25 protein-coding genes and 1 tRNA gene are annotated in these 24,593 nt (G+C 70.8%); 17 read left to right on the forward strand and 9 right to left on the reverse strand.

The annotated features are described in order from the left end of the window. The first annotated feature begins 43 nt into the window (after positions 1–43). Positions 44–2,389 (forward strand): YccS family putative transporter, encoded by a 2,346-nt coding sequence (gene yccS, locus NS331_RS00360; RefSeq protein ID WP_082702137.1) that lies wholly within the window; start codon positions 44–46, stop codon positions 2,387–2,389. On the opposite strand, the gene NS331_RS00365 is transcribed toward yccS, so the two are convergent. The 5 genes from NS331_RS00365 to purM all read right to left on the reverse strand — a co-directional run bounded on the left by NS331_RS00365 (position 2,350) and on the right by purM (position 6,565). Then, complete coding sequence (locus NS331_RS00365; protein ID WP_058640041.1) at positions 2,350–3,348, reverse strand: GlxA family transcriptional regulator; 999 nt, start codon at positions 3,346–3,348, stop codon at positions 2,350–2,352. The genes yccS and NS331_RS00365 overlap by 40 nt on opposite strands. Further along, positions 3,345–3,695 (reverse strand): antibiotic biosynthesis monooxygenase family protein, encoded by a 351-nt coding sequence (locus NS331_RS00370; protein WP_058640042.1) that lies wholly within the window; start codon positions 3,693–3,695, stop codon positions 3,345–3,347. The genes NS331_RS00365 and NS331_RS00370 overlap by 4 nt, the downstream gene beginning before the upstream one ends. After that, positions 3,692–4,300, reverse strand: a complete 609-nt coding sequence (locus NS331_RS00375) for an isochorismatase family protein (RefSeq protein WP_153012687.1) — start codon at positions 4,298–4,300, stop codon at positions 3,692–3,694. Before NS331_RS00375 ends, NS331_RS00370 begins: the two co-directional genes overlap by 4 nt. A gap of 119 nt (positions 4,301–4,419) precedes the next feature. Further along, on the reverse strand, positions 4,420–5,472 hold the full coding sequence (locus NS331_RS00380) for an AI-2E family transporter (RefSeq protein ID WP_058640044.1): 1,053 nt from the start codon (positions 5,470–5,472) through the stop codon (positions 4,420–4,422). Between the two features lie 25 nt (positions 5,473–5,497). Continuing rightward, positions 5,498–6,565, reverse strand: coding sequence for a phosphoribosylformylglycinamidine cyclo-ligase (gene purM / locus NS331_RS00385; protein ID WP_058640045.1), 1,068 nt, complete (start codon positions 6,563–6,565; stop codon positions 5,498–5,500). A gap of 159 nt (positions 6,566–6,724) precedes the next feature. Here purM and hda point away from each other — a divergent pair, with 159 nt between their 5' ends. The 5 genes from hda (at position 6,725) to NS331_RS00410 (ending at position 11,411) form a co-directional block, all read left to right on the forward strand. Beyond that, on the forward strand, positions 6,725–7,408 hold the full coding sequence (hda, locus tag NS331_RS00390; RefSeq protein ID WP_058640046.1) for a DnaA regulatory inactivator Hda: 684 nt from the start codon (positions 6,725–6,727) through the stop codon (positions 7,406–7,408). 46 nt (positions 7,409–7,454) lie between these two features. Beyond that, positions 7,455–9,101, forward strand: coding sequence for a polynucleotide adenylyltransferase PcnB (gene pcnB / locus NS331_RS00395; RefSeq protein ID WP_058640047.1), 1,647 nt, complete (start codon positions 7,455–7,457; stop codon positions 9,099–9,101). 95 nt (positions 9,102–9,196) lie between these two features. Beyond that, on the forward strand, positions 9,197–9,637 hold the full coding sequence (gene folK / locus NS331_RS00400) for a 2-amino-4-hydroxy-6-hydroxymethyldihydropteridine diphosphokinase (protein WP_058640048.1): 441 nt from the start codon (positions 9,197–9,199) through the stop codon (positions 9,635–9,637). 99 nt (positions 9,638–9,736) lie between these two features. Then, positions 9,737–10,381 (forward strand): DUF47 domain-containing protein, encoded by a 645-nt coding sequence (locus NS331_RS00405; protein WP_058640049.1) that lies wholly within the window; start codon positions 9,737–9,739, stop codon positions 10,379–10,381. A 19-nt stretch (positions 10,382–10,400) separates the two neighbouring features. Next, positions 10,401–11,411 carry an inorganic phosphate transporter gene (locus tag NS331_RS00410; RefSeq protein WP_058640050.1) on the forward strand — a complete coding sequence of 337 codons (1,011 nt, stop codon included), beginning with the start codon at positions 10,401–10,403 and terminating at the stop codon, positions 11,409–11,411. Positions 11,412–11,439: 28 nt separating this feature from the next. Here NS331_RS00410 and NS331_RS00415 read toward each other — a convergent pair whose 3' ends face one another. Both NS331_RS00415 and NS331_RS00420 read right to left on the reverse strand, forming a co-directional pair. Then, entirely contained in the window at positions 11,440–11,928 is a 489-nt protein-coding gene (locus tag NS331_RS00415; protein ID WP_058640051.1) for a TM2 domain-containing protein, read from the reverse strand. A 33-nt stretch (positions 11,929–11,961) separates the two neighbouring features. Beyond that, entirely contained in the window at positions 11,962–12,489 is a 528-nt protein-coding gene (locus NS331_RS00420; protein WP_058640052.1) for a GNAT family N-acetyltransferase, read from the reverse strand. A 163-nt stretch (positions 12,490–12,652) separates the two neighbouring features. Between NS331_RS00420 and rpsP the strand changes: the two genes are divergently transcribed. The 7 genes from rpsP (at position 12,653) to hisC (ending at position 18,269) form a co-directional block, all read left to right on the forward strand. After that, positions 12,653–12,928, forward strand: coding sequence for a 30S ribosomal protein S16 (rpsP, locus tag NS331_RS00425; RefSeq protein ID WP_058640053.1), 276 nt, complete (start codon positions 12,653–12,655; stop codon positions 12,926–12,928). A 17-nt stretch (positions 12,929–12,945) separates the two neighbouring features. Beyond that, complete coding sequence (rimM, locus tag NS331_RS00430; protein WP_058640054.1) at positions 12,946–13,506, forward strand: ribosome maturation factor RimM; 561 nt, start codon at positions 12,946–12,948, stop codon at positions 13,504–13,506. Between the two features lie 196 nt (positions 13,507–13,702). Beyond that, complete coding sequence (gene trmD / locus NS331_RS00435; protein ID WP_058640055.1) at positions 13,703–14,461, forward strand: tRNA (guanosine(37)-N1)-methyltransferase TrmD; 759 nt, start codon at positions 13,703–13,705, stop codon at positions 14,459–14,461. A gap of 146 nt (positions 14,462–14,607) precedes the next feature. Next, positions 14,608–14,994, forward strand: coding sequence for a 50S ribosomal protein L19 (gene rplS, locus NS331_RS00440; RefSeq protein WP_058640056.1), 387 nt, complete (start codon positions 14,608–14,610; stop codon positions 14,992–14,994). A 175-nt stretch (positions 14,995–15,169) separates the two neighbouring features. Then, positions 15,170–15,913 (forward strand): CoA pyrophosphatase, encoded by a 744-nt coding sequence (locus tag NS331_RS00445; RefSeq protein ID WP_082702145.1) that lies wholly within the window; start codon positions 15,170–15,172, stop codon positions 15,911–15,913. Positions 15,914–15,988: 75 nt separating this feature from the next. Further along, a complete protein-coding gene (locus NS331_RS00450) occupies positions 15,989–16,987 on the forward strand; it encodes a CobD/CbiB family protein (RefSeq protein ID WP_058640057.1) in 999 nt (332 codons plus the stop codon). Between the two features lie 193 nt (positions 16,988–17,180). Next, positions 17,181–18,269 (forward strand): histidinol-phosphate transaminase, encoded by a 1,089-nt coding sequence (hisC, locus tag NS331_RS00455; RefSeq protein WP_058640058.1) that lies wholly within the window; start codon positions 17,181–17,183, stop codon positions 18,267–18,269. 30 nt (positions 18,270–18,299) lie between these two features. Here hisC and rsgA read toward each other — a convergent pair whose 3' ends face one another. Together rsgA and NS331_RS00465 are read right to left on the reverse strand one after the other, a co-directional pair. Beyond that, positions 18,300–19,259, reverse strand: a complete 960-nt coding sequence (gene rsgA / locus NS331_RS00460) for a ribosome small subunit-dependent GTPase A (protein ID WP_058640059.1) — start codon at positions 19,257–19,259, stop codon at positions 18,300–18,302. 10 nt (positions 19,260–19,269) lie between these two features. Beyond that, the gene (locus NS331_RS00465; protein ID WP_058640060.1) at positions 19,270–20,544 is read right to left on the reverse strand and encodes a M48 family metallopeptidase; all 1,275 of its coding nucleotides are present in this window, start codon (positions 20,542–20,544) and stop codon (positions 19,270–19,272) included. 69 nt (positions 20,545–20,613) lie between these two features. Between NS331_RS00465 and orn the strand changes: the two genes are divergently transcribed. From orn to greB, 4 genes are all read left to right on the forward strand, one after another. After that, on the forward strand, positions 20,614–21,198 hold the full coding sequence (gene orn, locus NS331_RS00470) for an oligoribonuclease (RefSeq protein ID WP_058640061.1): 585 nt from the start codon (positions 20,614–20,616) through the stop codon (positions 21,196–21,198). 268 nt (positions 21,199–21,466) lie between these two features. Further along, positions 21,467–23,419 (forward strand): DEAD/DEAH box helicase, encoded by a 1,953-nt coding sequence (locus NS331_RS00475; RefSeq protein WP_058640062.1) that lies wholly within the window; start codon positions 21,467–21,469, stop codon positions 23,417–23,419. 428 nt (positions 23,420–23,847) lie between these two features. After that, a tRNA-Arg gene (locus tag NS331_RS00480) sits at positions 23,848–23,924 on the forward strand. Positions 23,925–24,009: 85 nt separating this feature from the next. Continuing rightward, positions 24,010–24,579, forward strand: a complete 570-nt coding sequence (greB, locus tag NS331_RS00485; RefSeq protein ID WP_058640063.1) for a transcription elongation factor GreB — start codon at positions 24,010–24,012, stop codon at positions 24,577–24,579. Positions 24,580–24,593 lie beyond the last annotated feature (14 nt).

A 24,593-nucleotide genomic window follows, 5' to 3' on the forward strand; every position in this document is an offset into this window, starting at 1 on the left:
GCATCCTGCGTGTCGGGCGGCCACGGCCCTGTAGTTCGTCGCCATGGATTCCCTGCTCCCGATCGATGCCCTGCGTCAGCAGTGGCGCCTGCTGTTCCACCATGCCCAGCCGCTGCGGGTGCTGCTGGCGCTCGCCAGCCTGATGGCGGGCGCGCGCCTGGCCGGTCACCAGGAGGCCGTGATCCCGCTCTTCCTCGGCACCATCGCCAGCGCACTCGCCGAAACCGACGACAGCTGGCGCGGCCGGCTGCGGGCGCTGCTGGTGACACTTGGCTGCTTCAGCGCGGTGGGCGCAGTGGTGCAGGCGCTGTTCGGCCTGTCGTGGGTGTTCATCGCGGTGTTCTGCCTGGTCGCCTTCGGCCTGACGCTGCTGGGCGCCATCGGCGCGCGCTACAAGGCCATCGCCTATGGCACGCTGATCCTGGCCATGTATGCCACCATCAGCGCCGAACATGCGGTGGCCGCACACGGCCCGGGGCGCCACTGGCACGAGCCGGTGCTGCTGGTGGCCGGCGCGGCCTGGTACGGCCTGATCTCGGTGCTGTGGTGCGCCGTCTTTCCCTCGCAGCCGGTGCAGGCGCGGCTGGTGCGGCTCTTTCGCGAACTTGGCGAATACGTGCGCTACAAGGCCTCGCTGTTCGAGCCGTTGCGCGGCGTCGACGTGGAGCGCAAGCGGCTGGCGCTGGCCGGCCTCAATGCGCGCGTGGTGGCGGCGCTCAACGAGGCCAAGGAGGCGATCTTCTCCCGCCTCGGCCCGCGGGCGCCCACCGGCCGGCTGGCGCGCTACCGCGGCCTCTACCTGATCGCGCAGGACGTGCACGAGCGCGCCAGTTCCTCCCACGAGGACTACAACGCCCTGGCCGACGCCTTCTTCCACAGCGACCTGCTCTACCGCTGCCGCCGCGTGCTGTGGCTGCAGGGCGAGGCCTGCACCCGGCTGGCCCATTCGGTCGAGCGGCGCGAGCCCTTCGTCATGGACGGCCAGAGCGTGCAGGCCCTGGCCGAGCTGCGCAGCGCCATCGCCCACGCACGGGCCACCGCGGACGCGGCGGGGCGGGCGCGGCTGCCCGCCATCGAGGCCCTGGCGCGCAACCTCGCGCTGCTCGACGGCCAGCTGGCCGGCGCCAGCCACACGGCGCATCCCTCCGCGCGGCTGGGCCGCACCGACATGAGCCTGTTCGACCGCTCGGCGCGCGACTGGCGCGACGCGCTGGCCCGCGTGCGGCGCCAGCTCACCGTGCGCTCGCCGCTGTTCCGGCATGCGGTGCGCCTGTCGGTGGCGCTGGCTGCGGGCTATGGCGTGATGCATGCGGTGCAGCTGCCCGAGGGCTACTGGATCATGCTGACGACGATCTTCGTCTGCCAGCCCGGCTACGGCGAGACCATCGCCCGCATGGGCCAGCGGGTGGCCGGTACCGCGCTGGGTGTGGTGGCGGGCTGGGCGCTCATCGAGCTCTTTCCGCAGCCGCTGCTGCAGTCGGTGTTCGCGGTGGTGGCGGGCGTGGTGTTCTTCGCCAACCGCAGCACGCGCTACCTGCTGGCCACGGCGGCCATGACGCTGCTGGTGCTGATGTGCTTCAACCAGATCACCGACAGCGCGCGGCTGATCCAGCCGCGGCTGATCGACACCGCCATTGGCAGCCTGATCGCCGGCCTGGCCGTGCTGCTGGTGCTGCCGCACTGGCAGGCGCGCCGCCTGCACGAGATCGCCGCGCAGGCCATGCGCCACCATGCCGCCTACCTGCGTCAGATCGCCAGCCAGTACGACAGCGGTGCCCGCGACGACCTGGCCTACCGGCTGGCGCGCCGCAATGCCCACAACAGCGATGCGGCGCTGGCCACCGCCGTGACCGAGATGTTCCGCGAGCCCGGCTTCGCCCGCCGCCGCGCGGGCGTGGCGGTGCGCTTCGTGATCCAGTCGCACACGCTGCTGAGTTACCTGTCGGCGCTGGGCGCACACCGCGCCGCGTTGCCCGATGGCACCCGCGTGGCGCTGCTGCGCGACGCGGCGGCGCAGGCGGCCACGGCACTGGAGCAGCTGGCCGCCGCGGTGGAGGCCGGCACGCCCGGCCAGGGCGCCGACGCACCGGCGCGCCGGCAACTCGCCGCCTGGGCCGGCGATGCCGACGCCCGCGAGGCCGACGAGACGGAGGCCCGGCTGCGCCTGATGCGCACCGAACTGCTGCTGGTGTGGGTGCAGATCGACGTGCTGCAGCAGCATGCCGTGGACTGGCTGGCGGTGGCGGAGCCGGCGGCAGGGGGCATGGCGGAACGCGCGGACGGAACCGCCTCACCGGACGGTGCCGTCGGCACGATGGCCCAGCAGGGCCCGGCGCTGGCCGCCGACGCTCAGTCCGGCCGCGCGGGGCTCCCCGGCAAGCCGAACTGATGCCAGGCCCGGCGCAGCTGGGTGTCGGTGCCGAAGCCCGCGTCCTGCGCCGCCTGCGTCACGCTGGCGCCGGCGCGGATCGCCTGGCGGGCCGTCTCCAGCCGCAGCCGCCGCAGGTAGGCCAGCGGCGCGGTGCCGGCATGCTGCACGAACAGGCGGGTCAGGTGGCGCGGCGAGGTGTGGGCCAGTTCGGCCATGCGCGGCACCGTCCAGTCCGACTGCGGCGCCTCGCTCACCGCGTCCTGCACCCGGTGCACGGCGGCATGCAGGTGGTGGCGGTGGGCCAGGAAGGGCGACAGCTCCGGGTCGTGCGGCCCGCGGCGCAGCGGCATCACCAGCGTCTGGGCCACCTGCGCCGCCAGGGCCTCGCCGCACAGCGCGCCCAGTCGGTGCAGCACCAGGTCGATGCCGGTGGTGACGCCCGCGCTGCTGTAGACCGGGGCGTCGAGCACGAAGACGCGGTTGGTCACGACCTCGCAGGCCGGCTCGGCGGCCTTCAGCTCGTCCAGGTGATGGTGGTGCGTGGTGGCGCGGCGGCCGGCCAGCAGCCCGGCATGGGCGGCGAGCAGGGCGCCGCCGCAGATGGTCAGCAGCTCCACACGGCCGGGCGCCAGGCGCTGGCCGCGCAGCCAGTGCAGCAGATCGCGCGCTGCGGGCGTGCCGACGTCGATGCGCCGGCCGGGCAGGCCCACCAGCACCAGCCAGGTGGGGCGATGGTCCCAGTCCGTCGGCAGCGGCGAGAGCCCGGCCAGTTGGACGCCGACCGAGCTGCGCAGTTGCGGCGCGGCGGCGACGAATTCGATGTCGAAGCGCCAGGGCCGGCCTGCCGCCTCCAGCAGCCGGTCGGCGATGCGCAGCGCCTCGGCCGGGCCCGCCCAGTCCAGCGCCAGGCTGTCCGGCAGCAGCGCGAAGACCACGCGGATGGCGGTGGGCGGTGTGCCGCTGTTGCCGGGGCTCACCGCGGCGTGCTGCCGTAGGCGCGCTCCACCCGGGCGACGCGCAGCTCGAAGGCCTCGTACCACCGGGCGCGGCCCTGCTCGCGGGCCGCCGTGTGCTCGGCATGGCGGCGCCAGGCGGCGATCGCCGCCTCGCTGGCCCAGTAGGACACGGTGATGCCGAAGCCGTCGGCGCCACGGGCGCTTTCCACGCCCAGGAAGCCGGGCTGCGCCGCCGCCAGCTCGACCATGCGGTCGGCGGCGGCCGCATAGCCGGCATCGTCCTCGCTGCTCCGGCGGGACGAGAAGATCACCGCATAGCAGGGACCGGGCGGCAGGCTGGCGAAGGGGCTGGGCGAGGGCGTGCTCATGAGGGACGAAGGCGGAGCGGGTCCGCGATTCTCACGCCGCCTGCGCCCACCGGCAGCGCAGCCAGCACCTGCGCGGCGCTGCGCACGCGGGCGAAGCGGCCGTCCAGCACGGTGGCCGTGCGGGCGCGGATCTGCGACGCGGTCAGCGGCTGGCCGTCCGGCTGCACCATGTCGAAGGTGAGGGTGGCGTCCAGCGCGTAGTCCACCTGCCAGCCCAGGTCGCTGGCATGGCGCGTGGTGGTCTCGCAGCATTGCTCGGTGCGGATGCCGGTGACGATCAGCCGCCGGATGCCCTGCTGCGTCAGCCAGACGTCCAGCCCGGTGCCGACCAGCGCGCTGTGGCGGTGCTTGACGAAGGTGGCATCGGCCGCGAAGTCGGCCAGACCCGTGAAGGGGCGGATGTGGCCGCTTTCCTGGGCGAAGGGGTTGCCGGCCTCCTGCGGGCCATCCACGTGGTAGATGCGCACGATGGGCACGCCGGCCTCGCGACAGCCGGCGATCAGTGCGTTCTGCGCCGCCAGCCAGGCGGGCACGTCGTCGGCGCGGTAGTAGGGGCGATGGCGGAAGGATTCCTGGGCATCGATCACGATCAGACAGGCGGTCAAGGTGCAGCTCCGTGGCAGGGCCGTTGGGGAAAGCTGCATTCTTCGCGGCACGGCTGTGGCCGTCCGCACGCCGCCGGCCGGCGACCGATCGTTTTCGGACATCACGTCCGGCCGGCCGCTCACACCAGCTGCGCCGCCTCCAGCTCCTTCTTGAGGTAGGCATAGAACAGCGGCGCCGCCACCAGCCCCGCGGGGCCGAACAGCGTCTCGGCCACGAACATCACCGACAGCAGTTCCCACACCGCCATGTGCGTGCGCCGGCCCACCACCTTGGCGTTGATGACGTACTCGGCCTTGTGGATCAGGATCAGGAACACCAGGCAGGCCGCCGCCGTGACCGGCGACACCGACAGGCCCACCAGCGTCAGCACCACGTTGCACACCAGGTTGCCGACGATGGGCACCAGCCCGGCCACGAAGGTGAAGGTGATGAGCGCCGGCGTGTAGGGCAGCCGCGCGTCCCACAGCGGCAGCACCAGCAGCAGGAAGACGGCCGTGAGCGCCGTGTTGAAGGCCGCGATCCAGAACTGCGCCGCCACGATCTGCCGGAAGGCCTGGCCGAAGGTGGTGATGCGCTGGTGCAGCTCGGACGCCAGCGGCCGGCGGTAGCCGGGCGGCTGCGCCACGGCGGCCAGACCGCCGACGATCAGGCCCACGTAGCCGTGCAGCACGGCATTGAGCCAGGCGCGGCCGGCCAGCGCCAGGGTGCCGGCCTCGTTGCGCAGGTAGTTGGCGACCATGCGCTGGATGTCGTCCGCCGCCGCCGGCAGCGAGGCCGCGAGTTCGGGCGGCAGCTTCTGCCGCAGCTCGAGCACGGTGCGGGCGACGAAGTCGATCAGGCCGCGGTACTGCTGAGGCGCCTCGACCACGTATTCGCGGGCCTGCGACACGCCCAGCGCCACCAGCGCCAGCGGGCCCAGCACCACCAGCAGGATGCCCACGGCCTTGATGAGCGACTCGGCCCGCGGCTGCAGCCGGGCGGGCAGGCGCCGCTGGGCCAGCCCCACGGTGGCGCGCACGAACCAGCGGATGGCGAGGAAGCCCACGCAGGCGCACAGCAGGCCCACGAGCAGATGGCTCATCAGCAGGCCCAGCAGGCCCACACCCATGAGCAGGTAGCTGGCGATGACGACCGGGCGGCGCCGGTCGTGGGTGGCGGAAGGCGGCGTCATCCCCCGGGTGCGGCGCGGATGGGGGTCAGGCGACCACGACGGCGGCGCCCTCGCCGCGCCCGGCGATGGTGCCAATGCGGTGCACCGTCTCGCCCTGCGCGCGCAGCGTGGTGGCGCAGGCCTCGGCGTCGGCTGCGGCCACGACCACCACCATGCCGATGCCGTTGTTGAAGGTGCGGTTCATCTCGATGTCGTCGATGCCCGCCACCTTCTGCAGCCAGGCGAACAGCTCGGTCTGGGGCCAGCTGCCCTTCTGCAGGTGCGCGGCGGTGCCTTCGGGCAGCACGCGCGGAATGTTCTCCAGCAGGCCGCCGCCGGTGATGTGGGCCAGGGCCTTGATGCCGCCGTCGCCGGCCTCGCCGCCGTGCGGATGCGCGGCCAGGGCGGCCAGCACCGGCTTGACGTACAGGCGCGTGGGCGCCATCACGGCCTCGCGGAAGGGCTGGCCGTCCAGCGTGGCGGGCAGGTCGGCGCCGGCGCGCTCGATCACCTTGCGCACCAGCGAGAAGCCGTTGGAATGCACGCCGTGCGAGGCCAGGCCCAGGACCACGTCGCCGGGCTTTACGTTCTGGCCGGTGAGGATCTTCGACTTCTCCACGGCGCCGACGGCGAAGCCCGCCAGGTCGTACTCGCCGGCCGGGTACATGCCGGGCATCTCGGCCGTCTCGCCGCCGATCAGCGCGCAGCCCGACAGCTCACACCCCTTGGCGATGCCGCCGACCACACGGGCGGCGGTGTCCACGTCCAGCTTGCCGCAGGCGAAGTAGTCCAGGAAGAACAGCGGCTCGGCGCCCTGCACCAGCACGTCGTTGACGCTCATGGCCACCAAGTCGATGCCCACCGTGTCGTGCATCTGCCATTCGAAGGCCAGCTTGAGCTTGGTGCCCACGCCGTCGGTGCCGGAGACCAGCACCGGCTCCTTGTAGCGCTTGGGCACCTCGAACAGCGCGCCGAAACCGCCGATGCCGGCCAGCACACCCTCGCGCATCGTCTTCTTCGCCAGCGGCTTGATGCGGTCGACCAGCGCATCCCCCGCATCGATGTCGACGCCGGCGTCCTTGTAACTGAGGGGGGTGGAGGAGGGCGAAGTCATGGTGGCGGAACGCGAGGGAGAGGGACGAAAAGAAGGCGGCCCGGGCGTCTTCGACAGGCGCGGAGGCGGGCCGCATAGAATTTCGGGTGATTTTAAGGGCCGGCTCCGGCCCGCCCCGCCGCATTCCCGCATCCTCCCGCCGCCTTCCCATTCCCTCGCATGAAGCAGCTCGCGCTCGACATCGGCCTGCAGACAGCGCCGACGCTGGCGAGCTTCCACGTCGGGCCGAACGAAGAGGCGGTGGCCCATCTGCGCGGCTGGGTGGGCACCGGCCGCGGCACGCTGCACTCGCCGGTGCCGATCTACCTGTGGGGCGAATCGGGCACCGGCAAGACGCACCTGCTGGAGTCGGTGGCCTCGGCCCTGTACGACCAGGGCGCGCGGCTGGGCTGGATGCATCCGGGCCTCTACGATCCGCCGCCCTTCGAGGAGCAGTGGGACGCCGTGCTGATGGACGACGTGCACCTGTACGACAACGTGCAGCAGCAGGCCGCCTTCAGCTGGTTCGTGCAGGCCCAGTCGCTGCAGTGCGGCGTGGTGGCGGCGGGCGAGTTGCCGCCGGCCGACCTCCGGCTGCGCGAGGACCTGCGCACGCGGCTGGCCTGGGGCCATGTGTTCCAGCTGCAGCTGCTGGGCGAGGCCGAGCGGCGCGCCGTGCTGCACGAGCTGGCCTCGGCGCGCGGCCTCAAGCTGCCGCCGGAGGTGGTCGACTACATGCTGCACCGCTTCAGCCGCGACCTGGGCAGCCTCGTCGAACTGCTCAAGACGCTGGACAGCTACGCACTGCGCACGCAGCGTGCCATCACCATCCCGCTGGTGCGGCACATGCTCGAAAACGAATGACGACATTCCGGGCGGCCCTGCGGGGGCCGTCCGACACACGGATTCCATGATCAAGCAATTCATCGACAAGATCCTGGCCAAGACGGGCTCGGCCCGCGGCGGCCGCTCGCGCTTCGGCAAGCGCCAGGAAGTGGATGCCAGCGTGCACCGCATCGACCCCGCCCTGGTGGACGAGCGGGCCCGGAACGTGGTGACCACGCTGCAGCAGGCCGGCTTCGAGGCCTACGTCGTGGGCGGCGCCGTGCGCGACCTGCTGCTCGGCCTCAAGCCCAAGGACTTCGACGTGGCCACCAATGCCACGCCGGAAGAGGTCAAGGGCCTGTTCCGGCGCGCCTTCATCATCGGCCGGCGCTTCCGCATCGTGCACGTGGTGTACGGCCGCGGGCGCGAGCACGAGGTGATCGAGGTCTCGACCTTCCGCGCCTACATGGAAGCCGGCGCCGCCGAGCAGGTGGCCGGCAACGAGCGCACCAGCAAGAGCGAACTCTCGGCCATGAAGCATGCCGTGGACGCCAGCGGCCGCGTGCTGCGCGACAACGTCTGGGGCCCGCAGGACGAGGACGCCGCGCGCCGCGACTTCACCGTCAACGCCATGTACTACGACCCGGCGCGGCAGATCGTGGTCGACTATCACAACGGCATCCGCGACGCGCAGAAGCTGGTGCTGCGCATGATCGGCGACCCCGCCATCCGCTACCGCGAGGACCCGGTGCGCATCGTGCGCGCCATCCGCTTCTCGGCCAAGCTGGCGGCGCTGGGCTTCAAGATGGACACCAAGACGGCGGCGCCGCTTGTCGAATCCGCCAGGCTGCTGGCCGACGTGCCGCAAAGCCGCATGTTCGACGAAATGCTCAAGCTGCTGCAGACCGGCCATGCGCTGGCCAGCATCGCGCAACTGCGCGCGCTGGGCCTGGCGCGCGGCATCTATCCGCTGCTGGACGTGGTGGTGGAGCGCGCCGACCTGCCCTTCGTCAAGGCGGCGCTGGCGGACACCGACCGCCGCGTGGGCGAGGGCAAGCCGGTGGCCGCCAGCTTCCTGCTGGCCTGCGTGCTCTGGAGCGACGTGCGCGAGGGCTGGAAGGCGCGCCTCCAGGAGCGCCCCGGCCAGCGCGCCCAGCCGCCCGTGCCGGCGCTGCAGGACGCCATCGACGACGTCTTCAACACCCGCATCGGCGACGTGTCGGGCCGCGGCAAGCTGGCGGCGGACATGCGCGAAATCTGGATGATGCAGCCGCGCTTCGACAAGCGCGTCGGCAGCACGCCCTACGGCCTGGTGGAGCAGGCGCGCTTCCGCGCCGGTTTCGACTTCATGCGCCTGCGTGCCGACATCGGCGAGGTGGACGAGGCCATCGCCGAGTGGTGGCAGGAGTTCAGCACCGCCGACGACATCCGCCGCGAGGACCTCATCGAGCAGGTGCGTGCGGAGCAGCGCAAGGCCCAGTCGGGCAGCCGCGCGCCGCGGGTGCACACGCGCAGCCACCGCGCCTCGGCGCCCGCGCCGATGGACGGCGGCGAGATGGCCGAGGGCGCGACGACCGGGCAGGCCGCCGAGGGCGAGGGCGCCCTGGTGCCGGCCGATGGCGAGACCGGCGCGCCGCGCAAGCGCCGCCGGCGCCGCAAGCCCCGCACCGGCGGCGGTGCGGCCGGCGGCGGCGATGCGGGCGACTCGGGCGGCCCGCCCGACGCGGCGTGAGCGCACGCCCGGCCTCTGCGCAGGGGTCTTCCATTGCGGGAGAAGCCGAGGGCCGTTGCGCCACCGGTGCTGAAGCGCCCCAGGTTCGCGCCTACGTGGCGCTCGGCGCCAACCTGGGCGACGCCCAGGCGACGGTCACCCTGGCACTCGCGGCCCTGGATCGCTTGCCGCAGACGCGCCGGGTCGCCTGCTCCAGTCTCTACCGCAGTGCGCCGGTCGATGCCGGTGGCCCCGATTTCATCAATGCCGTGGCGGCGCTCGACACCGCCCTGGCGCCGCTGGCGCTGCTGGACGAACTGCAGCGCCTGGAGCTCGCCGCCGGCCGCGAGCGGCCCTACCGCAACGCGCCGCGCACGCTGGACCTGGACCTGCTGCTCTACGGCGAGGCCCGCATCGACGCGCCGCGCCTGACGGTCCCGCATCCGCGCCTGCACGAACGCGCCTTCGTGCTGCTGCCGCTGGCCGAGATCGCCCCGGAACGGGTCGATGCCGCCTGGCTCGCCGCGGTGGCCGGACAGGCCATCGAGCGGCTCTGAAGTACCCACCGGCGGCGCCCGCCGGGCCGGCCAATTACACTTGCGGGTTGCTCGGGTGTCATCACCCTGTCGCATCTTTCGTGTAAGGACGTCCATTTCATGCTCGGCAAGCTGCTGCCCCGCGAGGGCAATTTTTTCGAGATGTTCAACCAGCATGCCGAGCGCATCGTCGAGGCCGCGCACGCCTTCGAACAGCTGGTTGCCAACTACAACGACGTGCATCTGCGTGAGCAGTACAACCGCGACGTCGACAACGCGGAGCGCGCGGCCGACCGCGTGACCCACGACGTCAACCTGCTGCTGCACAAGACCTTCATCACGCCCATCGACCGCGAGCAGATCCACAAGCTCATCAACACGATGGACGACGTGGCCGACCTGATCCAGGACTGCGCCGAGACCATGGCGCTGTACGACGTGCGCCAGATGACCGAGGAGATCTCGCGCCTGACCACGCTGTCGGTCAAGTGCTGCGGCCGCCTCAAGGACGCCGTCAAGTACCTGGGCAAGATCGCCGACCCGGCCGTGGCCGAGGCGACGCTCAAGACCTGCGAGGAAATCGACCGCATCGAGTCCGACGCCGACCGCGTGATGCGCAGCGCCATGAGCAAGCTCTTCCGCGAGGAGCCCGACGTCCGCGAGGTGATCAAGCTGAAGGCCATCTACGAGCTGCTGGAGACCGTCACCGACAAGTGCGAGGACGTGGCCAACGTGATCGAGGGCATCATCCTCGAGAACTCCTGAGCCGCCGGGAGCAGTCTCCATGGCAACGGTGCAGGTCGCCCTCTGGGTGGTGGTGGTGCTGGTCGCGCTGGCCATCGCCTTCGACTTCATGAACGGCTTCCACGACGCGGCGAATTCCATCGCCACCGTGGTGTCCACCGGCGTGCTCAAGCCGGGTCAGGCGGTGCTGTTCGCCGCCTTCTTCAACCTGATCGCCATCTTCGTCTTCCACCTGAGCGTGGCGGCGACGGTGGGCAAGGGCATTGCCCATCCCAACGTGATCGACGTGCACGTGGTGTTCGGCGCGCTGATCGGCGCCATCAGCTGGAACCTGGTGACCTGGTACTACGGCATTCCCAGCAGTTCCTCGCATGCGCTGATCGGTGGCATCGTGGGCGCCGTGATGGCCAAGACCGGCACCTCGGGCCTGGTCGGCGCCGGCATCTGGAAGACGGTGGCCTTCATCTTCGTCTCGCCGCTGCTGGGCTTCCTGCTCGGCTCGCTGATGATGGTGGTGGTGGCCTGGGTCTTCCGCCGCGCCACGCCCTCCCGGGTGGACCGCTGGTTCCGGCGGCTGCAGCTGGTGTCTGCCGGTGCCTACAGCCTGGGCCACGGCGGCAACGACGCGCAGAAGACCATCGGCATCATCTGGATGCTGCTGCTGGCCACCGGCTATGCCTCGGCGGGCGATTCCGCGCCGCCCACCTGGGTGGTGGTGGCCTGCTACACCGCCATCGCCATGGGCACGATGTTCGGCGGCTGGCGCATCGTGCGCACCATGGGCCAGAAGATCACCAAGCTCAAGCCCGTGGGCGGCTTCTGCGCCGAGACCGGGGGCGCGCTGACGCTGTTCCTGGCGACGGCGCTGGGCATTCCGGTGTCGACCACCCACACCATCACCGGCGCCATCGTCGGCGTGGGATCGGTCCAGCGCGCCAGCGCGGTGCGCTGGGGCGTGGCGGGCAACATCGTGTGGGCCTGGATCTTCACCATCCCCGCCGCCGCCTTCGTGGCGGCCATCGCCTACTGGCTGAGCATGCAGCTGTTCTGAGCCGTCAGAGAAACGGCGCGCCGCTCGCTCATTGCGAGATGCGGCGGCCTTCCTCGATCTGGTGCTCGAAGTAGCGCTGGAAGCTGAAGACGATGCTCGACATCAGCACCGTCGCACCGACCAGCAGTGCAAGCACCACGGCACCGATGGTGAACCAGTTGGTGCGGCCCGGCAACGCGTCGGGCGGCACCTGGGGGTTGTGTCTGGCGTTCCAGCGCTCCGGCGTCGTCAGGCCGTAGATGATGGCCATCAGCGCGCAGCCCGCAATCGTGAAGCCGACGAAGGGAATGAGCACCCAGCTCCAGCCGTCGTCCAGCCCGTACATGCGGGCCCGCTCGATGCCGTAGAGGCCCAGCGCCGTCGGGATCGGCAGCAGCCAGCCCGTCATGTCGCCCAATCCGTACAGGTAGAAGCGGTGCAGCCCCAGCGGCCCGCCCAGGAAGGCGAGCCAGGCGGCGAGGGTCTTGCTGCGTGGCGCGCGTGCGGTGTCGAGGACGGCTTCGGCGCGGGTGGTCATGCCAGGGCTTTCTTCATTCGGTCAGTCGGTCGGTCATTCAGGCGCGGTGCCGCTGCCCTCGCCGAGCACCTTGTCCATCAGCACCACGTCGCGCCACTGGCCGAACTTCCAGCCGCAGTCCTTGATGACGCCGACCTCGGCGAAGCCCAGCTTGCGGTGCACGCCGACCGAGCCGGCGTTGGCGGAGTCGCCGATCACGGCGATCAGCTTGCGCACGCCGGCGGCCTCGGCGGCCTCGATCAGCGCTTCGAGCAGCTGCGCCCCCAGGCCCATGCCGCGCGCGGCGTCGGCCATGTAGATCGAGTCTTCCGCGGAGTAGCGGTAGGCCGGCCGCGGCTTGAACCAGTTGCAGTAGGCAAAGCCGAGCACCTCGCCCGCCTCGCCCTCGGCCACCAGGTAGGGCAGGCCCTTGGCCAGCACGTCGGCGCGGCGGTTGGCCATGTCGGCCTGGCTGGGTGCCTCGGTTTCGAAAGTGCCCGTGCCGTGCAGGACGTGGTGGGCGTAGATGGCCGTGATGGCCGGGACATCGTCGTCGCGGCTCGGTCGGATGGTCAGGGGCATGGCGGATGGGGTCGGAAGGGCGCTATACTGGCGGGCTTTTCGGCGTGTCGCTGGCCGGGTGGCCATGTCGCGTGTCTCAACGCTGAAGAAGAATTCATCGGCTGGTTTCGGGCTTTCGTCGATTTTCAGAAGCCTTCAGCCGGTTCCACCCCAAGGATAAATCATGGTCGTGATCCGACTCTCCCGCGGCGGCTCGAAGGGCCGTCCGTTCTTCAACATCGTCGTCGCCGACAAGCGCACCCGTCGCGACGGCCGCTTCATCGAGCGCCTGGGTTTCTACAACCCCACCGCCCGCGGCGGCGAGGAAAGCATCCGCATCGCCCAGGACCGCCTGGCCTACTGGAAGAGCGTCGGCGCCCAGGCTTCGCCCACCGTCGTGCGCCTGATCAAGCAGGCCGGCAGCGCCGCCCCTGCCGCCGCCGAGCAAGCCGCCGCCTGATCGGCGCGCCGTCGCCGATGCTGCCCACCCTCGACGCCGCCGAACTGCCGGCGGACGCCATCGAAGTCGGGCGCATCGTCGATGCCTGGGGCATCAAGGGCTGGTTCAAGGTCCTGCCCCACAGCGCCGAGCCGGAGGCGCTGTTCACTTCCAAGCGCTGGTTCCTCCAGCCGCCTGGCAACGATCGCCAGGTCTTCCGGCTTCCCATCCGCGAAGCCCGCGAGCACACCGACTGCATCGTCGCCCATTCCGACGACGTGCCCGACCGCAACGCGGCCGAGGCCCTGCGCGGTGCGCGCATCTTCGTGCCGCGCTCCCTGTTTCCGACGCCTGGCGAGGACGAGTTCTACTGGGTCGACCTGATCGGCCTGTCCGTCTTCAACCGCGAGGGCGTGGCCCTGGGTGTGGTGCGCGAACTGCTCGCCACCGGCCCGCAGACCACGCTGGTGCTCGAGGTGGCCCCGGCCGCCGAGGGCGACAAGCCCGGCGAGCGCCTGATCCCCTTCGTCTCCGCCATCGTCGACAAGGTCGACCTGGCCGGCCGCACCATCGTGGCCGACTGGCAACCGGACTATTGAGAAGGTGTGAACGAACCCGCCATGCCCGCTCGCTCTGCCAAAACACGCCCACTCTGCGTTGCAAATGCTCGCCATAGCCCGAGCTATGGCTGTGCTTTGCGCCTTGATTGGCCGCGTTTTGGCAGCCCGCTCGGCCACGCCGGATTCATTCACACCTTCTGACCGGCCCCCCCCGCGGCCCCCTGCGCAGACGCCAATGCGCTTCGACGTCCTGACCCTTTTTCCCGAGCTGTTCGCGCCATTTCTGGCCAACGGCATCACCCGCCGCGCCTTCGCGTCGGGACAGGTGGACGTGCGCTTCTGGAACCCGCGCGATTTCGCCGAGGGCAACTACCGCCGCGTGGACGACCGTCCCTTCGGCGGCGGCCCCGGCATGGTCATGATGGCCGAGCCCATGGCCCGCTGCGCCGAGGCAGCCTTCGCCGACCGCGGCGCGCGTGCGCCGGTGGTGCTGTTCTCGCCCATCGGCGAGCCGCTGCGTCACGCCGCCGTGAGCGAATGGTCGGCGGGTCCCGGCGCGCTGCTGGTCTGCGGCCGCTACGAGGGGCTGGACCAGCGCTTCATCGACCGCTACGTCACGCACCAGATCAGCCTGGGCGACTTCGTGCTCTCCGGCGGCGAGCTGGCCGCGCTGGCGCTGCTGGACGCGGTAGCGCGCCTGCAGCCCGGCGTGCTCGGCGACGCCGACAGCCATGCGCAGGACAGCTTCAACCCCGCGCTCGACGGCCTGCTGGACTGCCCGCACTACACCCGGCCCGAGGTCTGGCAGGGCGAGGCCGTGCCGGCGCCGCTGATGTCGGGCCACCATGCCCAGATCGAGCGCTGGCGCCGCGAGCAGCGGCTGGCGATCACGGCGGCGCGGCGGCCGGAACTGATCGACGCGGCCCGCGCCGCGGGTCGGCTCCAGCCGCGCGACGAGCAGTTCTTGCAACAGCAGCCGCGCGACGCGCTATAATCGCGGGCTTTTCCGATCCTCTGTCCGGCCGCGGCCCTCGTTCAGGAACCCCGCTTCCTGGTCCGGCGCCCTCCACGCACTGGCGTGCGAACCGGCACCGGCAGCCGCCTTCAGTGCAGCGCGGACACGATCCTTCGCAGGAAACCATGAACCTCATCCAGACCCTCGAGCAAGAGGAAATCGCCCGCCTGGGCAAGAAGATCCCCGCGTTCGCCCCCGGCGACACCGTGATCGTCAGCGTCAACGTCGTCGAAGGCAACCGCAAGCGCGTGCAGGCCTACGAAGGCGTGGTGATCGCCAAGCGCAACCGCGGCCTGAACAGCGGCTTCACCGTGCGCAAGATCTCCAGCGGCGAAGGCGTCGAGCGGACCTTCCAGACCTACAGCCCGCTGATCGCCGGCATCGAAGTCAAGCGCCGCGGCGACGTGCGCCGTGCCAAGCTGTACTACCTGCGCGAGCGCAGCGGCCGTTCGGCCCGCATCAAGGAAAAGCTGCCGGGCAAGGCCGCGGCAGCGGTGGCGGCTGCGGAGTAATCCGAGGCATGTCGGCGAGGCCAGTCCCTGTCCTCGCCGCCCGAACCGGGCCGCCTTCGGGCGGCCTTTTTCATGGCCGGGCCGCCGCGCCCGCGGGTTTTGCAGGGCGGCCCTGCCGTCCACCGCGCCGCCTGTGCCGCGGTGGCCTTCCTCAACGAAGCCGATTGCCGTGTCCCTGAGTCCCGATCCCCAACCTTCCGACGCCGACGGGCATGCGCCGCCCGAGGTGGTCAACGCCGTCGCGCCGGTCGGCGCGGTGGTCGATCCGCGCGCGGTGCCGGTGGCCGGCGTCGACAGCGACCTGCCCGCCGTGCCCGCCGAGCGCCTGTCCGCCGCCGCCCTGCGCGCCCGCTTCGCCGCGCCGCCGGTGTGGGCGGCCGAGGTGCGGCGCGAGCCCCGGCAGACCCGCCGCAGCCCGGCGCCCGCCGCCGTGCTCGTGCCCATCGTGCAGCGGGCCGAGCCCATGGTGCTGCTCACCGAGCGGGCCACGCGCATGTCCACCCATTCGGGGCAGATCGCCTTTCCGGGCGGGCGCGTCGACCCGGGCGACGCCAGCATTGCCGATGCCGCATTGCGCGAGGCCTGGGAAGAGGTGGGCCTGGAAGCCGGCTTCGTCGAGGTGCTGGGCGAACTGCCCACCTACACGACCATCACCGCCTTCGTCGTCACGCCGGTGGTGGCGCTGGTGCAGCCCGGCTTCGTGCTGCGGCCCAATCCGGCGGAGGTGGCGGACGTGTTCGAGGTCCCGCTTGCCTTCCTGATGGATCCGGCCCACCACCGCCGCCACCGTGTGGACGACGGCAGCGGCCAGAGCCGCCATTTCTTCTCCATGCCCTACGACGACCACGGCCGCGAGCGCTACGTCTGGGGCGCGACGGCGGGCATGCTGCGCAACCTCTACCGCTTCCTGTCGGCATGAGGGCGGCGGCTTGCCCGCAGACGCGCCGGCGGGCCGGCAGCCGCCGCGCGTGAAGCGCAGATTTATGATTCCTCGATGAGCTTCTTTGCCATCCTGTGCGCGCTGCTGATCGAGCAGGTGCGACCGCTGGCGGCCGACAACCCGGCCTATGGCGCGGCCCTGTCGTGGACGCGCTGGACCAGCCGCAACTTCGACGCCGGCAAGCCGCAGCACGGATGGATCGCCTGGACGCTGGCGGTGGGCGCGCCCAGCCTGCTGGCGCTGGGCCTGCACTGGCTGCTGATGCTCACGCTGGGCGCGCCGTTCGCGCTGATCTGGAGCGTGGGCGTGCTCTACGCCACGCTGGGCTTCCGCCAGTTCAGCCACCACTTCACCGAGATCCGCGACGCGCTGGACGTGGGCGACGAGGCGCTGGCGCGCAGCCTGCTCGCCCGCTGGCAGCGGGTGGACGCGGCCGAGCTGCCGCGCAGCGAGATCGTGCGCCACGTCATCGAGTATTCGGTGATTGCCGCCCATCGCCACGTGCTGGGCGTGCTCGCCTGGTTCTCGCTCGGGGCGCTGCTGGGCCTGGGGCCGGCGGGTGCGGTGTTCTACCGCATGAGCGAATTCGTGGGCCGCTACTGGGCCCACAAGCACAACGCCATGCGGCAGCCGGCGAGCGTGTGGGTGCAGCAGGCGGCCGCGCGGGCGTGGGTGGCCATCGACTGGCTGCCGGCGCGCATCACGGCCCTCGGCTTCGCGGTGGTGGGCAGCTTCGAGGAAGCCATCGACTGCTGGCGCAACGATGCGCGCCGCTTCGCCGGCATCAACGACGGCGTGATCCTGGCGGCCACCTCGGGCGCGCTCAACGTGCGCCTGGGTGGCGAACAGCTGCGGCCCAGCCGCGGCGGCCTGGGCGATGCGCTCATGACCGAGACCGAACTGCCGGACGCCGGGCTGCTGGACGGCGGCCCGACGACGGGCCGCGAGCCGGAGCCCGGCCACCTGCGCAGCGTGGTGGGCCTGGTGTGGCGCTCGGTGGTGCTGTGGATGCTGCTGCTGGCCCTGCTGACCCTGGCGCGATTGCTGGGGTAGGAATGAGACCACCCCGTTTGGACTTCCTCACTGCGTGTGGAAGTCCAATCCCCCTCGAGGGGCGCACCCGGCGGCCCGGCAAAGCCGGTTCCGCGGGTGCACTGGGATGGCCTGCTCCGCGGCCGTTCGATCTTGGGACCGCGCCGGTTTTCTGCGGCGCGGGTGACGCGCGGCGCCTTCGAAAAAAACTGAGATGTCTACGCTGACCTCCTCCCCCTTCTGGAGCCCGCTCGCGGCAGGGCTGTCGCCCTATGAGCCCGGCGAGCAGCCGCACATCGCGGACCTGGTCAAGCTCAACACCAACGAGCATCCCGCCGCGCCGTCGCCGCGGGTGGTGGCGGCCATCACCGAGGCGGCGCGCGACGGGCTGCAGCGCTACCCCGATCCGGAGTCCACGCGACTGCGCGGCGCCATCGCCCGCCGCCATGGCCTGAAGCCCGAGCAGGTGTTCGTGGGCAACGGCTCGGACGAGGTGCTGGGCCATGCCTTCCTGGCCTTCTTCCAGCGGCCGCAGCCGCTGCTCTTTCCGGACGTCACCTACAGCTTCTACCGCGTCTGGGCGCAATTGCACGGCATCGCGGCCGAACTGCTGCCGGTGGACGACGGCCTGCGCATCGACATCGACGCCCTGGCGCAGCGGGCCGCCCAGGGTTGCGCCGGCGTGGTCGTCGCCAACCCGAACGCGCCCACGGGCATCGGCCTGCCGCTGCCGGCCATCGCGCGGCTGCTGCGGGCCTGCCCTGACCGCGTGGTGCTGGTGGACGAGGCCTACGTGGACTTCGGCGGCGAAAGCGCCACGGCGCTGATCGACGCGCATCCGAACCTGCTGGTGGTGCAGACGCTGTCCAAGTCGCGCGCGCTGGCCGGGCTGCGGGTGGGCTTCGCGCTGGGCCAGGCGGGGCTGATCGCGGGGCTCGCGCGCGTCAAGAACAGCTTCAATTCCTATCCGCTGGACCGGCTGGCCCAGGCCGGCGCCCAGGCCGCCATCGAGGACGAGGACTGGTTCGCGCGCCAGTGCCGCGAGGTGATGAACACCCGCGAGGGCCTGACGCTGCAGCTCGAAGACCTGGGCTTCCAGGTCCTGCCCTCGCAGGCCAATTTCGTCTTCGTGCGGCATCCGGCACGCGATGCCCGCGAACTGGCGGCGGCGCTGCGGGCGCGTGCGGTGCTGGTGCGGCATTTCCGCCAGCCGCGCATAGAGCAGTGGCTGCGCATCAGCATCGGCAGCCGCGCGCAGTGCGCGGCGCTGGTGGAGGCGCTGCAGGCGATCCTGGAAGGGTGAACGCGGCCGCGCACGGGCGCGTGCCGGTGGTCAGTACGACGGCGGCCGGCTCAGCTCGTCGAAGAGCTCGTTGTAGATGCGGTAGCGCATGGCGCTGATGTCGGCGTCGCTGGGCGGCGCTGCCCCTTCGACATGGGCGATCACGCCGCAGCCGGGCTCGTGCCGGTGCGTGCAGTTGTAGAAGCGGCATTCGCCGGTGTGGGCCGCGATGTCGGGCATGAGCGCCGGCAACTGCGTGGGTTCGATGTGGTTCAGGCCGAATTCCTGGAAGCCCGGCGAGTCGATCAGCGCCGTGCCCGCGGCCTTGTCCATCCAGTACCAGGTGGTGGTGGTGGTGGTGTGGCGGCCCGAATTGAGGGCTTGCGAGATTTCGCCCGTCTGCGCCAGCGCGCCGGGCACGAGGCGGTTGACCAGCGTGCTCTTGCCCACGCCCGAGGGGCCGAGGATGAGGGTGGTGCGGCCGGCCAGTTCGGCCTCCACGGCGGCCAGGCCCGGTGCGTCGGCGCCTTCCAGCGACAGCGGCAGCACCGCATAGCCCATGCGCCGGTAGGGCGCCAGCCGCTCCCATGCGCGGCCGAACAGCTCGGCCAGATCGCTCTTGTTGAGCACGATCAGCGCGCGGATGTGCTGCGCCTCGGCCGCGATCAGCGCGCGGGTCAGCTGGTGCTCGGAGAAATCGGGTTCGGCCGCCACCAGCAGCAGGATCTGGTCGAGGTTGGCGGCGAAGGACTTGGTGCGGATCTCGTCCTGGCGGTAGAAGAGGTTGCGGCGCTCGTCGACGCGCTCGATGGTGCCTTCGTCGGCGGTGGGCTGCCATTGCACGCGGTCGCCGACCACGGCCTGGCTCTTCTTGCCGCGCGGATGGCAGATGCGGCGCTCGCCGTCGGGCGTCTCCACCAGGCAATGGCGGCCGTGGCTGCCGACCACCAGGCCTGCGCGCGCCGTGCCGCTGGCCGGCGCACCCGCTGCTGCAGCTTTGCCGCGGCCCACGCTGCCGCCTTCAGGCGGCGGCCGCGGCCGCGCCCTGCAGCCGCGCCAGGCGCTGGGCGGCCGGCGGGTGGGAATAGTAGAAGCCGACGTAGATCGGGTCGGGCGTCAGCGTCGAGGCGTTGTCCTGGTGCAGCTTGAGTAGCGCGCGGGCCAGGTCGGCGCCATCGGCATGGGCGGCGGCGAAGGCATCGGCCTCGAACTCATCGCGGCGCGAGGACCGCGCCATCAGCGGGGAGACGAAGAAGCCGAACACCGGCACCACCAGCATGAACAACAGCAGCGCCAGCGCATCGTTGGGCGCCGCCATGTGCGGCCGCACGCCCAGGCCGGTGTAGAACCAGGCCTGCGCGGAAAGCCAACCCAGCAGCGCGAAAGCCGCCAGGCTCAGCACCAGCATCAGGCCCATGCGGCGGGCGATGTGGCGGTGCTTGAAGTGGCCCAGTTCGTGGGCCAGCACCGCCTCCACCTCGCCCGGGGTCAACTGGCGCAGCAGGGTGTCGAAGAAGACGACGCGCTTGGCGCGGCCGAAGCCGGTGAAGTAGGCATTGGCATGCGCGCTGCGGCGGCTGCCGTCCATGACGAACAGGCCCTTGGCGGCAAAGCCGCAGCGGGCCATGAGCGCCTGCACGCGCTCGCGCAGCGGGGCGTCTTCCAGCGGCGCGAACTTGTTGAACAGCGGCGCGATCCAGGTCGGCACGATGAACTGCAGCAGCAGCGTCCAGCCGGCCAGTGCGACCCAGGCCCACAGCCACCACAGCGGCCCTGCCGCGCCCATCAGCCACAGCACCAGCGCGGCCAGCGGCAGGCCCAGCGCCACGCCGACGGCGGTGCCCTTGAGCAGGTCGGCCAGCCACAGGCCAGGCGTCATCTTGTTGAAGCCGAAGCGCTCTTCCAGCCGGAAGGTCTGCCACCAGGTGAAGGGCAGGTCGATCAGCCCGCCGATCAGGCTGAAGGCGCCCAGCAGTGCCAGCTGCTGCAGCAGGCCGGCGCCCAGCCAGGCGGCCAGCGCCTTGTCCAGCAGGTCCAGGCCGCCCAGCAGCGTCCAGCCCACGAGCACCGCGGCGCCCCAGGCCGCCTCGACCATGCCGAAGCGCATGCGCGCCAGCGTGTAGTCGGCCGCCTTGCGGTGGGCCGCCAGGTCGATGGTGCCGGCGAAAGGGGCGGGCACGGCGTCGCGGTGGCGGGCCACATGACGCACCTGCCGCGCCGCGAGCCAGAAGCGGACCAGCAGCCCGGCCACCAGGGCCAGGGCGAAGACGAGCGTGAAAGCGAGAGAGGCGGACATGCGCGGGCGAGTGTAGTGGGCACCTGCGCGCCCCACGGGCGACGCCGTCGTCTGGGCGAGAATGCCCCGATGTCCGCCCCCCAAGCCACCCCTGCCCAAGCCCTGCCCAAGAGCGACCAGAACCTCGTCTGGCTCGACTGCGAGATGAGCGGGCTCGACCCCGAGAAGGAACGCCTGCTCGAGATCGCCGTCGTCGTCACCAGCCCCGACCTCGCCACGCGCGTTGACGGCCCGGTGCTCGTGGTGCACCAGAGCGAGGCCGTGCTCGACGGCATGGACGCCTGGAACAAGGGCACCCATGGCCGCAGCGGCCTGATCGACAAGGTGCGTGCCTCCACCCTCGACGAAGCCGCGGCCGAGCAGCAGCTCATCGACTTCATCGCGCGCTACGTGCCGCGCAGCGGCTCGCCCATGTGCGGCAACACCATCGGCCAGGACCGCCGCTTCCTCGTCAGGTACATGCCGCGGCTGGAGGCCTACTTCCACTACCGCAACCTGGACGTCAGCACGCTCAAGGAACTGGCCAAGCGCTGGAAGCCGGCCGCCTATGCCGCCTTCAAGAAGCAGCAGGCCCACACCGCACTGGCCGACGTGCACGAATCCATCGACGAACTGCTGCACTACCGCGACACCTTCCTGCGGCTGGAAGATTGAACGCGTCGGCAGTGAGGATTAGGCAAAACCCTCGCTCCATGCCATAATCGCTGGCTCGCCTCAAAAAACATGGCGAGTTTGCGCATCTCCCTTCTTGCACATTGGTCGGCGGCTCCCGCTTCAGGCGGAACAGCTCGATGAACCCGACCACGGCGCCCTGATCCTCACCCGGATCGCCACGCGCCGATCGTCGTTGGATGGTTGATGTTTTTCTGAACCTCCAACGTGCCTGCCCCCACGGGGCGGCGTGCGTTCACGATCAGTTTTTATGACCGACTCCCTGCATGAGCAGGGCGCAGCCGCGCCTTCGCTCGACCTTTCCCTTTCCACCGACACCGTGGCCGAAGGCCGCAACGATGCGCCCGAGGCCGTGCTGGCCGACGGCATCGCTGCCGAAGCCGTCGTGCCCGAGGGCCCGCATCCCTTCGCCGAACTGGGCCTGGCGCCCGAGCTCGTCGCCGCCGTGCGCGACCTGGGCTACACCGAGCCCACCGCCGTTCAGACCAAGGCCATCCCCATGGCCATGCCCGGCAACGAAGAGCAGGACGCGAGCGCGGCCGGCTTCGTCGACCTGATGGTCTCCAGCCAGACCGGCAGCGGCAAGACCGCCGCCTTCCTGCTGCCCGTGCTGCACACGCTGCTGCTGCAGCAGCAGCGCGAGGAAGCCGAGGCCAAGGCCGAGCACGCCCGCCTGGCGGCCGAAGCCGCCGCCCGCGGCGAAGCGCCGCCCAAGAAGCCGCGCCGCGTCAATCCCACGCAGTCGCGCAACTTCAAGGCCGCCGTTCCCGGCGCGCTGGTGCTGTGCCCCACGCGCGAGCTGGCCCAGCAGGTGGCCCATGACGCCATCGAGCTGGTGCGCCACTGCCGCGGCCTGCGCATCGCCAACGTGGTGGGCGGCATTCCCTACCAGCTGCAGATCGCCCGCCTGCAGAACGCCAACCTGGTCGTGGCCACGCCCGGCCGCCTGCTGGACCTGCAGCGCTCCATGCAGATCAAGCTGGACCAGGTGCGCTTCCTCGTCGTCGACGAGGCCGACCGCATGCTGGACCTGGGTTTCGCCGACGACCTGGCCGAGATCAACCAGCTGACCATCCAGCGCCAGCAGACCATGATGTTCAGCGCGACCTTCGCGCCGCGCATCCAGCAGCTGGCCGCCCGCGTCATGCGCGAGCCGCGCAAGGTGCAGATCGACAGCCCGCAGCAGAAGCACGCCAACATCCGCCAGGTGCTGCACTGGGCCGACCACGCCACGCACAAGCGTGCGCTGCTCGACCACTGGCTGCGCGACACCGCCATCCAGCAGGCCGTGGTGTTCGCCAGCACGCAGATCGAATGCGACGGCCTCGCCAACGACCTGCAGCAGGCCGGCTTCTCCGCCGTGGCGCTGCACGGTGCCTTGAGCCAGGGCCTGCGCAACCGCCGCCTGATGGCGCTGCGCAACGGCCAGGTGCAGATTCTGGTCGCCACCGACGTTGCCGCCCGCGGCATCGACGTGCCCAGCATCAGCCACGTCTTCAACTTCGGCCTGCCGATGAAGTCGGAGGACTACACCCACCGCATCGGCCGCACCGGCCGTGCGGGCCGCGACGGCATCGCCGTCACCTTCGCCGAATTCCGCGACCAGCGCCGCATCTTCGACATCGAAGCCTTCACCAAGCAGCCCTTCCAGGCCGAGGTGATCGAGGGCATGGAGCCGACGCGCCGTGCGCCCACGGCCCAGCCGCCGCGCGGCGGTGCCGGCCGTGGCCGTGGCGCTCCTGGCGGCCGCCAGGGCGACGACCGTCGCCGCTCCTCCGGTTTCGCCGGTGGTGGCCGTGCGTCTGGCTGGGGCGAGTCGTCCTACGGTGACCGCCAGGGCGGCCAGCGTTCCCAGGGCTTCGACGGCGGTCGCGCAGGCGGCTTCGGCGGTCCGCGCCCGCAGGGTGGCGGCGAAGGCTTCGGTGGCGGCCATCGCGGCCACAACGAGGGCTTCGGTGGCCAGCAGCGTGGCCACGGCCACGGTGAAGGTTTCGGCGGCGGCTACCGTGGCCGCAGCAACGAAGGCTTCGGCGCACCGCGCGGCCATGGCGAAGGCTTCGCCGGCCCGCGCTCGCACGGCGATGCGCGCCGCCCGGCCCCCGCCGGTCGCGATGGCCGGGATGCCCGTTCGTCCGAAGGCCCGCGCGGCAACGGCGGCAAGCCTTTTGCAGGTCGCGCCTTTGTTCCCCGTAGCCGCGGCTGAAAATCTGTGCCATAATCTCATCTCTTCGGGCCGTTAGCTCAGTTGGTTAGAGCAGAGGACTTGAAGGGTGAGAGCCTAAAGGTGCTTTTTGTGCCAACGGCTGTTGCCCGACGGGTTGCTCAAGGTAAGTTCACTCTGCCTTGAAGTAGAACTTCTCAAATTCGGCGAACGCTAACGTGCTCTTCCGAGCGCCAGGCCAACGCCGAGCGAAGCCCCGCAAGGGGAACGTGTAGAGACTCGACGGGAAGGCCGAAAGGCAAGACAGAGTCCAGACCACAAACCGGAAACGGGCAGCGAAAGCTGAAGTGGGAGGCATAATCCTTTGGTCGCTGGTTCAAGCCCAGCACGGCCTACCAGGACGGAAGAACGAAGAAAGTTTTGCTTGATAGTTGGCGCCACGAAAATGTCGTGCTATACTAGAAAGCTCAGCGGCTGTAGCTCAGCTGGATAGAGTACTTGGCTACGAACCAAGGGGTCGTGGGTTCGATTCCTGCCAGCCGCACCATATTTCCCTATGGGGAACGACGGGTTAGCGCCACAAGCGCTAGCCCGTTTTTCTTTGTCCAAACGGTTTCTGCACAATCCGGCCCATGAGCAAGGCCTTCACCAAAGAGAGCGATGCCGCCGACGAGGACGATGACCTCGGCGGACTGCCGCCCCTGCCGCCCGGCGGCAAGAACTACATCACGCCGGCCGGCTATGCGCGGCTGCGGGCCGAGTTGTTGTCGCTGATGGACGAAGAGCGGCCCAAGGTGGTGGAGGCGGTGCACTGGGCCGCCAAGAACGGCGACCGCTCCGAGAACGGCGACTACCTGTACGGCAAGAAGCGGTTGCGCGAGATCGACCGCCGCATCCGCTTCCTCACGAAACGGCTGGAGATCGCCGAGGTGACCGATCCGTCCGTGCACCATGGTTCGGACCAGGTGTTCTTCGGCGCCACCGTCACCTATGCGGACGAGACGGGCGCCGCGCAGTCGGTGACCATCCTCGGCATCGACGAGGCGGAAAGCACCCAGCGGCAGGTGAGCTGGATCGCGCCGATTTCCCGCACGCTGCTCAAGGCCCGGGTGGGCGATGTGCTCAAGCTGGTGACGCCGGGCGGCACGCAGGAGATCGAGGTGGTGGCGGTGGACTATCCGGCGCCGGCGCGGGCGGCCTGAACCCCGGACTGCGA

Source organism: Pseudacidovorax intermedius, from assembly GCF_001476815.1.
Classification (GTDB): domain Bacteria; phylum Pseudomonadota; class Gammaproteobacteria; order Burkholderiales; family Burkholderiaceae_C; genus Xenophilus; species Xenophilus intermedius_A.